13 protein-coding genes are annotated in these 10148 nt (G+C 59.3%); 4 read left to right on the top strand and 9 right to left on the bottom strand.

All coding sequences use genetic code 11. The features are described 5' to 3' along the window. The 4 genes from QZ522_RS14505 to QZ522_RS14520 all read right to left on the bottom strand — a co-directional run. The coding region (locus QZ522_RS14505; RefSeq protein WP_294613013.1) for an enoyl-CoA hydratase/isomerase family protein at nt 1-388 on the bottom strand (388 nt) is incomplete at its 3' end. Nucleotides 389-391: 3 nt separating this feature from the next. After that, the gene (locus QZ522_RS14510; protein WP_294613016.1) at nt 392-1534 is read right to left on the bottom strand and encodes an acyl-CoA dehydrogenase family protein; all 1143 of its coding nucleotides are present in this window, start codon (nt 1532-1534) and stop codon (nt 392-394) included. A gap of 83 nt (nt 1535-1617) precedes the next feature. Beyond that, entirely contained in the window at nt 1618-2751 is a 1134-nt protein-coding gene (locus QZ522_RS14515) for a carboxylate-amine ligase (protein ID WP_294613019.1), read from the bottom strand. Nucleotides 2752-2860: 109 nt separating this feature from the next. Next, entirely contained in the window at nt 2861-4360 is a 1500-nt protein-coding gene (locus tag QZ522_RS14520; RefSeq protein WP_294613022.1) for a CoA-acylating methylmalonate-semialdehyde dehydrogenase, read from the bottom strand. Between the two features lie 101 nt (nt 4361-4461). Here QZ522_RS14520 and QZ522_RS14525 point away from each other — a divergent pair, with 101 nt between their 5' ends. The 3 genes from QZ522_RS14525 to coaD all read left to right on the top strand — a co-directional run bounded on the left by QZ522_RS14525 (nt 4462) and on the right by coaD (nt 6468). Then, entirely contained in the window at nt 4462-5358 is an 897-nt protein-coding gene (locus tag QZ522_RS14525) for a LysR family transcriptional regulator (protein ID WP_294613025.1), read from the top strand. Nucleotides 5359-5417: 59 nt separating this feature from the next. Then, nucleotides 5418-5852 carry a CBS domain-containing protein gene (locus tag QZ522_RS14530; protein WP_294613028.1) on the top strand — a complete coding sequence of 145 codons (435 nt, stop codon included), beginning with the start codon at nt 5418-5420 and terminating at the stop codon, nt 5850-5852. Nucleotides 5853-5976: 124 nt separating this feature from the next. Continuing rightward, complete coding sequence (coaD, locus tag QZ522_RS14535) at nt 5977-6468, top strand: pantetheine-phosphate adenylyltransferase (RefSeq protein WP_294613030.1); 492 nt, start codon at nt 5977-5979, stop codon at nt 6466-6468. A gap of 100 nt (nt 6469-6568) precedes the next feature. Here coaD and QZ522_RS14540 read toward each other — a convergent pair whose 3' ends face one another. The 5 genes from QZ522_RS14540 to gap all read right to left on the bottom strand — a co-directional run bounded on the left by QZ522_RS14540 (nt 6569) and on the right by gap (nt 9390). After that, the gene (locus tag QZ522_RS14540) at nt 6569-6712 is read right to left on the bottom strand and encodes a hypothetical protein (protein ID WP_294613033.1); all 144 of its coding nucleotides are present in this window, start codon (nt 6710-6712) and stop codon (nt 6569-6571) included. 60 nt (nt 6713-6772) lie between these two features. Then, on the bottom strand, nt 6773-7306 hold the full coding sequence (locus tag QZ522_RS14545; protein WP_294613036.1) for a helix-turn-helix transcriptional regulator: 534 nt from the start codon (nt 7304-7306) through the stop codon (nt 6773-6775). After that, nucleotides 7303-7842 carry a cytochrome b/b6 domain-containing protein gene (locus tag QZ522_RS14550; protein WP_294613039.1) on the bottom strand — a complete coding sequence of 180 codons (540 nt, stop codon included), beginning with the start codon at nt 7840-7842 and terminating at the stop codon, nt 7303-7305. The genes QZ522_RS14545 and QZ522_RS14550 overlap by 4 nt, the downstream gene beginning before the upstream one ends. 73 nt (nt 7843-7915) lie before the next feature. After that, the gene (locus tag QZ522_RS14555) at nt 7916-8176 is read right to left on the bottom strand and encodes a PepSY domain-containing protein (RefSeq protein WP_294613042.1); all 261 of its coding nucleotides are present in this window, start codon (nt 8174-8176) and stop codon (nt 7916-7918) included. 212 nt (nt 8177-8388) lie between these two features. After that, nucleotides 8389-9390 (bottom strand): type I glyceraldehyde-3-phosphate dehydrogenase, encoded by a 1002-nt coding sequence (gap, locus tag QZ522_RS14560; RefSeq protein WP_294613045.1) that lies wholly within the window; start codon nt 9388-9390, stop codon nt 8389-8391. Between the two features lie 266 nt (nt 9391-9656). On the opposite strand from gap, the gene QZ522_RS14565 reads away from it, so the two are divergent. After that, on the top strand, nt 9657-10148 hold a 492-nt coding region (locus tag QZ522_RS14565; protein WP_294613049.1), incomplete at its 3' end, for a Na/Pi symporter.

Genomic DNA, 10148 nt, shown 5'->3' on the forward strand with positions numbered 1-10148 from the left:
AGACAATCCGGTGCGACCCGTGACAGGAAATCCCCACGCCACCGCCCATCACGAACCCCTGCATCAGGGCGACATAGGGCTTGGGATATTCCGCGATCTTGGCATTCAGCCGGTATTCGTCGGCCCAGAACGTGCGCCCATAGGTAAAATCGCCTGCCTTGCCGGTGTCATAAAGCTTTTGAATGTCGCCGCCCGCGCAAAACGCCTTGTCGCCCACCGCGTCGATGATCACCAGGTCAACGGCATCGTCGTCGCGCCACTCGTCAAGCGCCCTCTCAATGGCAAGGGCCATCTCGTAGGTGAGGGCATTGTGCGCCTTGGGCCGGTCAAGCGTGATGCGCCCGGCGCGGCCCTCTTTGCGGATGTGGATTTCGCTTTGGTCTGACATGTCTTAATGATCCGCCAGCATCTGACGTGCCACGATCAGGCGCATGATTTCGTTGGTGCCCTCAAGGATTTCATGCACCCTCAGATCGCGCACCAGCTTTTCAATCCCGTAATCCGCCAGATAGCCATAGCCGCCATGCAGCTGAAGGCATTGGTTGACGATCCGCGATCCGGCCTCGGTGACGAACTTTTTGGCCATGGCGCAATATTTGGTGGCATCCGGGGCCTCGGTGTCGAGTTTCCACGCCGCCTGACGCAGAAAGACGCGCGCGGCCTGAAGCTCGATTTCCATATCGGCAAGGCGGAATTGCAGTGCCTGAAACTGGTCGATCGACTTTCCAAAGGCCTTGCGCTCGGCCATATATTGCAGCGTCAGGTTCAATGCCTGTTGCGCGGCACCAAGCGAGCAGGCGGAAATGTTAAGGCGCCCGCCGTCAAGGCCATTCATCGCATATGTGAAACCTTTACCCTCTTCACCGACCAGATCGTCACTGGAAATGTTGCAATTATCAAATTGCACCTGGCGGGTGGGTTGGCTACGCCAGCCCATTTTATCCTCTAGTCCGCCATAGGACAGGCCGGGTTTGCCGTCCTCGACATAGACGGTCGAGACCCCCTTGGGGCCAGCGTCGCCGGTGCGTACCATGACGACATAGGCATCTGAATATCCGCCTCCGGAAATGAACGCCTTGGTCCCGTTGAGGGTATAGCCCTCATTGGTGCGCTCGGCGCGTGTCTTGAGGGCGGCGGCGTCCGATCCGGACCCCGGCTCGGTCAGGCAATAGGACAGAACGGTTTCCATCGTCATCGCCTTTGGCAGAACCCGCGCCTTCATCTCGTCGCTGGCGAACTTGTCGATCATCTTGGCGCACATGTTGTGGATCGACAGGAACGCCGCCACCGAAGGACAGGCCATCGACAGCGCCTCGAACACCAGCGTCGCATCAAGCCTTGAAAGGCCGGATCCGCCAGCCTCTTCGCTGACGTAAAGCCCGCCAAAGCCGAGGGCGGCGATTTCCGGCCAAAGCTCTTTCGGGATCGTGCCATCGCGTTCCCAGTCGCGGGCATGTGGCGCGATTTGATCCTGCCCAAAGGCATGGGCCATATCGAAAATGGCGCTTTGTTCTTCGGTCAGGGCAAAATCCATTGGGCTCTCCGTTTGTAGCGAATTGAACACTTGTTTAATTAGCAATTCTTGCAAGAGTTTTGCAAGGTTCAGGCGTGTTGGTGTCAGAGGTCGGCGTGATATTCCTCGATCAGGTGGCGCACGACCGATTGCAACGCCCCTGCGTCATCCTGTCCGGCCTCGCGGGCCCTGGCATAGGCCTGTCGCTGGCGGTCGGCGCTGGTGCCGTGGCGCAGGATTTCGCGGGCATTTTCGATCTCTGACATGGATTCAAAGAACGCGGCATCCTCTTGAATCAATGCAATAAGTTCCTCAAGAAGATCGCCGAACGGCGTGATCTCGCCAAGGCCGAAGTCAATCAGCCCCTCGCGCGGGCCATAACGCTGTGCACGCCAGCGGTTTTCGGCGACAAGGAAGCTGTCGTAAATCCGCCAGCGTTGGTTCTTGACGGCGAGCCGCCACAGCATCCGGGTCAGCGCCTGCGTCAGGGCGGCCAGCGTCAGGGTATGCTCAAGCCGGGGCTGCACGTCGCAAATCCGCGATTCAATGGTGGGAAAGCGCGACGAGGGCCGCAAATCCCACCAGATCTTGCTTGCGTCCTCGATCACGCCGAGATCGACCAGCGCCTGAACCGACCGCTCGAAGCTACCAAAGCTTTCCATCCGGGGCGGAAGACCGGTGCGTGGCAGGTTGTCAAACACCGTCAGGCGATAACAGCTAAGCCCGGTATCCTGCCCCTGCCAGAATGGTGAGGAACAGCTAAGCGCAAGAATATGCGGCAGAAAATAGCTTAGCTGGTTCATCAGGTCGATGCGGCGGTCGGGTTGCTCGATGCCCACATGCACATGCATGCCACAGATCAGCATCCGGCGCACGACCCCGGCCAGATCATGTTGCAGGTGGTTATAGCGTTCCTTGTCGGTGTGGGTCTGGTTGCGCCAATCCGAAAACGGATGGCAAGAGGCGGCAATCGGCGCAAGGTTATGGGCGGCGGCGTGCCTGGCGACGCTGCTGCGCAGGCGCTTGAGGTCCTCGCGGGCTTCGGCGACGTTGCGACAGACGCGGGTGCCGATCTCGATCTGGCAGGTCAGGAATTCCGGGCTGACCTGATCCTGCAATTCCTCCTGGCAGGCGACCATCAGGGCCTCGGGTGCATTGGCAAGGGCAAGGCTGTCGCGGTCGACAAGCAGGTATTCTTCTTCGATGCCAATGGTGAAGTCCGGGCTGTTCTCTGCCATGGTGCCTCCCCCTTTGCGGCATGACTGTGCAGGTCAATTCAGCATGGTTTTGCCCCAATGGGCAAGGGATGACGGGCCCGGCGCGATGACCGGGCCCGTCAGCGCTGGATCAGTCCATCGCCTTGAAGTTGAACTCGCCACCTTCCTTGATGCCGCTCGGCCAGCGAGAGGTCACGGTTTTGGTGCGGGTGTAGAACTTGAACGAATCCGGGCCGTGCTGGTTCAGGTCACCAAAGCCCGACTTTTTCCATCCGCCAAAGGTATGATAGGCGAGCGGCACCGGGATCGGCACGTTGATGCCGACCATGCCGATGTTGATGCGTGCCGCAAAGTCGCGTGCGGCATCGCCGTCGCGGGTAAAGATCGCGGTGCCGTTGCCATATTCATGGTCCATCGCAAGCTTGAGCGCCTCTTCGTAGTTGCCCGCGCGCACGGTGGTCAGAACCGGGCCAAAGATCTCCTGCTTGTAGATGTCCATGTCCGGTGTCACGCGATCGAACAGGTGCGGTCCGACAAAGAACCCATCCTCATACCCTTGCAGGCTGAAGTCGCGGCCATCGACAACAAGTTCCGCGCCCTGATCAATGCCGGTCTGAACAAGGCCGAGAATCCGCTGCTTGGCCTCGGCGGTGACAACGGGGCCGTAATCCACATCGTTGCCAGAGGTCCAGGGCCCAACCTTGAGCTTTTCGATCCGCGGCACCAGTTTTTCGATCAGGCGGTCGGCGGTTTCCTCACCAACCGGAACCGCCACCGAAATCGCCATGCAGCGTTCGCCTGCCGCGCCGTAACCGGCCCCGATCAGCGCATCCGCCGCCTGATCCATATCGGCATCGGGCATGATGATCATGTGGTTCTTGGCGCCGCCAAAGCACTGTACGCGCTTGCCCTGGCTACAGCCGGTGCCATAGATGTACTGCGCGATCGGGGTCGAGCCGACAAAGCCGATTGATTGGATCACATCGTGATAGAGGATCGCATCGACCGCTTCCTTGTCGCCGTTGACGACCTGAAGCAGCCCCTTGGGAAGACCGGCTTCTTCAAACAGTTCCGCCAGCATGAGCGGCACCGAGGGATCGCGCTCTGATGGCTTGAGGATAAAGGCGTTGCCGCAGGCGAGGGCGGGGCCGAACATCCACATCGGGATCATCGCCGGAAAGTTGAACGGCGTGATGCCTGCGGTGACGCCAAGCGGCTGTTTCATCGAATACATGTCGATGCCGGGGCCCGCGCTATCGGTGAACTCACCTTTCAGAAGCTGCGGTGCGCCGATGCAATATTCGATCACTTCAAGGCCGCGCTGAATGTCGCCCTTGGCATCGGGGAAGGTCTTGCCGTGCTCGGCCGAGAGGGCCTCGGCCAGCTTGTCCATGTCGCGGTTCAGAAGGTCGACGAACTTCATCATCACCCGCGCGCGACGCTGCGGGTTGGTGGCACCCCATGCCGGCTGTGCGGCCTGCGCGGCCTTGACGGCAAGTTCCAGTTCCGCGGCACTGGCAAGCGGGCATTTGGCCTGCACTTCGCCGGTGGCGGGGTTGAACACATCGGCAAAGCGGCCCGACGTGCCTTTGACGTGCTCGCCGTTGATGTAATGCGTAAGCTCTTTCATGAGAGTCCTCCTTTTGGTTGGCGCCAAAGTAGCCTTGCAATTTTATTTGGAAAAGAGGCAATATTCCAAAACTGCCCTGCATTTTTACAAAGGAAGGTGCCGTGCAACCCCATTGGGACGATATCAAGATCTTTCTCGCCGTGGCCCGCGCCGAAAGCCTGTCCGGGGCGGGGCGCATGCTCAAGGTCGATCCGGCAACGGTGGGGCGGCGCATTGCCCGGCTTGAGGATACGCTTGGAGCGCCGCTGTTTGCCAAATCCCCCAATGGCTATGTGCTGAGCGAGGCCGGTCAGCGCCTGATGGCGCATGCCATGCGTGCCGAGCAGGCGATGGAGGATGCCGCCGAGGAACTTGCCGGACAGGCGGGCGGCATGACTGGGCAAATCCGCGTCGGCGCGCCCGATGGCTGTGCCAATTTCCTGTTGCCGCAGGTTTGTGCCGCGATTGCGGCGGCAAACCCCGACCTTGAAATTCAGATCGTCGCCCTGCCGCGGGTCTTTAACCTGACCCGGCGCGAGGCCGATATGGTGATCGCGGTAAGCCCGCCCACCGCCGGGCGGTTGAGCGTACAGAAGATCACCGATTATCGGCTTCATCTTGCCGCGTCTGTCAAATACCTGCGCCGGCACCCGCCGATCGAAAGCCTTCAGGATCTCGAAGGTCATCGCATGGTCGGCTATATTCAGGACATGATTTTCGACAAGGAACTGGATTACCTGAGCCAGGCCGGGGTCGAGCGGGTGAACCTTGCCTCGAATTCCGTCTCGGTGCAGCTGAACTGGGTGCGTCAGGGCGGCGGGATCGGGGTTTTGCATGACTTTTCATTGCCCTGGACGCGCGGCGTGCAAAAGGTCCTTGCCGATAAACTCAGCCTCACGCGGAGCTTTTATCTGGTGCGTCACGCCGATGATCGGCGCCTTGAGAGGCAAAACCGGTTTGCCAGTGCATTGGTCACGGGCATCCGGCAAGAGGTGGCCCGCCTTGAAAGCCGGGCTTGACAGAAAATTATTGATCGCTAACCATTTGAATAAGGTAATTTTCTTTCGGAGGGTGAGACATGCTGGTCCAGCAAATTCTGAAGTCCAAGGGGGATGAAGGAGTGATCACCATCACCCCGCAAACGCTTGTGTCAGAGGCGGCACAGATCCTTGCCGAACGTCGAATCGGCGGGCTCGTGGTGTCGCGTGATGGCATCAAGGTCGATGGCATCCTGTCCGAGCGCGATATCGTGCGGTCACTGGCGGTGCGCGGGGTTGTCTGTATGACCGAAAGCGTTAGCGACATGATGACCCGAAACCCGGTCTGTTGCGCGCGTCAGGACACGTCGGATGCGGTGCTTGCACGGATGACGGACGGCCGGTTTCGCCACATGCCCGTTGTCGAGGACGGCAAGCTTGTCGGGATCGTGACCATTGGTGACGTGGTCAAGGCGCGCCTCGAAGAGCTGTCGATGGAGAAATCCGCGCTTGAAGGTATGATCATGGGCCACTAGGGCTGGGGCGCTGCGGCCCCGTTAGGGTGAAAATTGCCCTAAGAGGGCCAGGATCTTGCGCTAAGCACTTGCAAAATGGCACGCAATATTGTTGCGTGGCGCGACTTTAACAACGGAGTGGCCCATGCGCATTGCCCTCTACCCCGGCACGTTCGATCCGATCACCCTGGGCCATACCGATATCATCCGCCGTGCGTCGGTTCTGGTGGATCGCCTTGTCATCGGCGTGGCGATCAACCGTGACAAGGGCCCGCTTTTCTCGCTCGAAGAGCGGGTTGCGATGATCGAGTCCGAATGTGCCAAGCTGAGCGAACAGACCGGCACGGAAATCGTCGTGCACCCGTTTGAGAACCTGCTGATTGATTGCGCCCATGATGTAGGCGCACAGCTGATTGTGCGCGGCTTGCGGGCCGTCGCCGATTTTGAGTATGAATTTCAGATGGTTGGCATGAACCGCGCGCTTGATAACTCGGTTGAGACCGTGTTCCTGATGGCCGATGCCGGGCATCAGGCAATTGCTTCCAAGCTGGTCAAGGAAATCGCGCGGCTTGGTGGCGATGTGTCGAAATTCGTCACGCCGGCGGTGCATGACGCGCTGCGCAGAAGATACGCCTAGAGCGCGTTGCGTTCATTTGCGATGACGCGCCCCGCTATAACGCATTGATTTCGCATGTTCGAGGTGCACAAGACCGCTATCCGGTTTTGTGCAACACGCCCTAGCGCCAGAACGCCACGTATTCGAGCAGGATCACGAACTTGCGTCCCAGAAACAAAATTGCCCCGCCGCCGTTCAGCACCAGATCCAGAAGCAGGGCGCCGAATATCGTCGCGCCAAGGATCAGGGCAATCTTGTCGGTCATGGGCCGTTGGTCTCCGGTGTTGCGGGGCGTGCGTCTTGATGCCAGAGCAGGGCGCGCCTGTCACGCGTGTTTTTGATGCGGGATCAATGCCGTGGTGCCTTCGGGAAGCTGGAACAGACCGTCGATCAACAGGCTGAGTAGCGCCCCGCGCCCGGCCACGCCCGCCTTGCGATATATTCCGTTGAGGTGGGATTTTACCGTGCCTTCGGCGGTGCCGCGCAGGGTGGCGATCTCGGCGATGGATAGACCCTTGATGGTGAAACTCGCTACATCCTGTTCCGCCGGGGTCAGGTTCCAGCGCTCAAAGTGATCCAAAATGACCTCGTGAAATGCCCCTGCGGCCAGCGAGAGCTGACGTTCAAGGTGGGCCTTGCGGCGCAAGAGTGTCATCAGGTAGTGGGTTTCAAACAACACCGCCGCCAACAGGCAAAGTGCTGAAACGGCCTCGGCCGCCACATGACAATCGCGCAGCGCCAAAACCTCGAGCGGCCCGGCCTCTTGCATGACATCCCAAAGGAAAAACGCAGCGCAAAATGCCTGTACCAGAATAAGCACAAGCAATGCGCCGGGTTTTTTGGATGCCGTGCCGGTCATTTTACAAGGTTCAGATCATCCGGCACCGATTTGACACCTGTCACCATTGCCCGCTGGAGGTTCACCCCCGTGCGACGACTTTCAAGGACCACGGCAGCGACATGCGCGACAACCGAAATCTCCGTCCAGAACACGACCACCTCGTGAAGCTCTTCGACCCACTCAACGCCAAAGAACACGTTGGTCGTCATCATGTAACCGCTTAACCCGATCACAAGCATCGCTGCCAGCAGGTTGAAGATCATCAGTGCCCCAAGTGGCGAATGCCCCAGATGCGCGCGTTTGCGCCGAGTCGCCATATCGGACATCTGCTCGAACACCTCCGACACCTGCGGCGTGAAGCTGGCAAACCGCGCGGTATGCGGCCCGATCACCCCCCAGAGCAGCCGCAGCAGAACAAGCGCCACAACCGCGTAGCCCACCCATTGATGCGCCTTGCCGTCATCATCGAGGATGAGGGCGTTCGCCGTGAAGGCCCCCACCAGCGACCAGTGAAAGATGCGAATGAGCGGGTCCCATGTCTTGAAGGTTTTCATCTTGTGTGTCCGTTGCTTCTAGATGGCAAAGAGGCGACCGGGCCGAAGGTCCGGCCCGGTCTTGTCGGTGGGATTATTCGGATTTTGTCCGCACGACGTTCAGGTCGGCGTCCATGAAGATTTCGAACTTCTCACCGTTCTTGAGAGCATAGGCCTCATAGAGACCGTCTTCGGTTTTCACCTTGCGCACCTCATAGCCTTCCTCGGAAAGCTTGGCGGTGATCTGTTCGGTCACGACGGCATCGGGTTTGCTGGTGACTTTGGGGGTTTCGGCCTCTGCGGTGACCAGCGAACCGGCCAGAAGAGCAAGCGAAAGGGCAAGAATACGTGTCATGGGAACAGGTCCTTTTCATAGGTTGGAATGCGGTCAACCTTGCCGCATCTTCTGCCACCTGCACCTTTCGCCAACCTTACGGCCATCATCCAAAAGTTGATCTCCGTCGCTCTATAACTTTGGTTCAGAAGGATTTCGCCGATTGGACACGAAAAAACCCCGATGCCGCCTATGGCACCGGGGTTTTTAATTCAATCTGGGGTGTTGGCGGATTACCGCAGACGGCCCATGGCCACCGCAACATCGGCCATGCGGCAGGAAAAGCCCCATTCGTTGTCATACCAGGCCAGAACCCGGACAAGGCGGCTTCCCAAGACCTTGGTTTGATCGGGCGCGAAGATAGAGCTTTCTTCGGTGTGGTTGAAATCAATGCTGACTTTTTGCTCGGGATCATAGCCCAGAACACCCTTCATGCCCCCGGCGGCGGCCTCGGCCACGACTGCGTTGACGTCGGCCACGGTGACGTCGCGCTTTGCGACAAAGGTCAGGTCGACGGCTGACACATTCGGCGTCGGCACACGGATCGCAGAGCCGTCGAGCTTGCCCGCCAGTTCCGGCAGAACCTCGCCAAGCGCCTTGGCGGCGCCGGTCGAGGTGGGGATCATCGACATCGCGGCGGCACGCGCGCGGTAAAGATCCTTGTGGCGACGGTCAAGCGTCGGCTGATCGCCGGTATAGGCGTGGATCGTGGTCATGATGCCGCTCTCGATCCCGATCGCATCGTTGAGAACCTTGGCCAGCGGGGCCAGGCAGTTGGTGGTGCAGGACCCGTTCGAGATCATCCGCTCCGAGGCCTCAAGCTGATCGTGGTTCACGCCGTAAACGACTGTGCGGTCGACGTTTTTACCGGGGGCAGACAACAAGACCTTGCCGGCGCCACGCTCAAGGTGCTTGTTTGCCTTGAGACCGTCATTGAAGTTGCCGGTACATTCCAGCACCACATCAACGCCGCTCCAGTCCAGTTCGTCCATGTCATAGGTCGAATACATCTGAATGGGACCGCGGCCCAGGTCCATGGTGTTGCCGTCGATGGTGATCGGATGGGCAAAACGGCCATGCACCGAGTCATAGCGCATCAGGTGCGCAGCCGTCTCAAGCGGGCCGGTGGCATTGACCTTTACGACCTTGATGTCTTCGCGCAGGCTCTCCGAGATATGGGCGAGGGTGGCGCGGCCAATACGGCCAAAGCCGTTGATGCCTACGGTGATGGTCATGGCAGACTCCTGTAAATGAGGTTGGGGGCGATATAGACGCAAGGGCGCGGGGCGGGAAGATGGAAAAGGTGGAATTCAATTGAATCTCAGCATGTTAGCGATAACCGTTACCGCAAAACCAGGTCGCTATCCCATGATTGCGCTAACGCCACCCCTTGCGCGGCCTGCGCGATTGGTCAGGGTTGCCATGCGACGGGTTGATCCACCTCAAGGCCGGGGCTGCGTCAACATGCTTGCATGACCCACTGGCTGAGGATGCGCGAACCATGATGAAAAAACTGCTCTTGCCGGTGATCCTTGGGCTTCTCATCCTCGGGTTTTCGGTCAGCAACGACTTTCAGGAGATTTCCGCCGGTGTGGCGATCTTCCTGTTCGGCATGCTGATGCTTGAGGATGGGTTCAAACTATTCAGCGGCGGCTATCTTGAGCGGGCTCTGGAAATGGCAACCGGTTCCATCACGCGGTCGCTTGGCTTTGGGGCGATTGCCACCACGATTATGCAGTCAAGCTCGCTTGTGTCGGTGATTACGATCTCTTTCCTGTCGGCGGGACTTATTCCGCTTCTGGCCGGTGTGGGGATCATCCTTGGCGCCAATATCGGCACTACCACCGGCGCCTGGCTGGTGGCGGGATTCGGCCTCAAGGTCAATATCTCGGCCTATGCCATGCCGATGCTGACGCTGAGTATCGTGCTGGTGTTCCAGCGCTCAAAGTACCTGCGCGGTGCGGGCTATGTGCTTGGGGGGCTTGGATTTCTG

The organism is uncultured Roseovarius sp., from assembly GCF_913054395.1.
Classification (GTDB): Bacteria; Pseudomonadota; Alphaproteobacteria; order Rhodobacterales; family Rhodobacteraceae; genus Roseovarius.

What these genes read in the sequence shown, in the direction of transcription:
- QZ522_RS14510 (WP_294613016.1), bottom strand. Translation starts at nt 1,534, where the DNA reads ATGGATTTTGCCCTGACCGAAGAACAAAGCGCCATTTTCGATATGGCC.
- QZ522_RS14515 (WP_294613019.1), bottom strand. Translation starts at nt 2,751, where the DNA reads ATGGCAGAGAACAGCCCGGACTTCACCATTGGCATCGAAGAAGAATAC.
- QZ522_RS14520 (WP_294613022.1), bottom strand. Translation starts at nt 4,360, where the DNA reads ATGAAAGAGCTTACGCATTACATCAACGGCGAGCACGTCAAAGGCACG.
- QZ522_RS14530 (WP_294613028.1), top strand. Translation starts at nt 5,418, where the DNA reads ATGCTGGTCCAGCAAATTCTGAAGTCCAAGGGGGATGAAGGAGTGATC.
- coaD (WP_294613030.1), top strand. Translation starts at nt 5,977, where the DNA reads ATGCGCATTGCCCTCTACCCCGGCACGTTCGATCCGATCACCCTGGGC.
- QZ522_RS14540 (WP_294613033.1), bottom strand. Translation starts at nt 6,712, where the DNA reads ATGACCGACAAGATTGCCCTGATCCTTGGCGCGACGATATTCGGCGCC.
- QZ522_RS14545 (WP_294613036.1), bottom strand. Translation starts at nt 7,306, where the DNA reads ATGACCGGCACGGCATCCAAAAAACCCGGCGCATTGCTTGTGCTTATT.
- QZ522_RS14550 (WP_294613039.1), bottom strand. Translation starts at nt 7,842, where the DNA reads ATGAAAACCTTCAAGACATGGGACCCGCTCATTCGCATCTTTCACTGG.
- QZ522_RS14555 (WP_294613042.1), bottom strand. Translation starts at nt 8,176, where the DNA reads ATGACACGTATTCTTGCCCTTTCGCTTGCTCTTCTGGCCGGTTCGCTG.
- gap (WP_294613045.1), bottom strand. Translation starts at nt 9,390, where the DNA reads ATGACCATCACCGTAGGCATCAACGGCTTTGGCCGTATTGGCCGCGCC.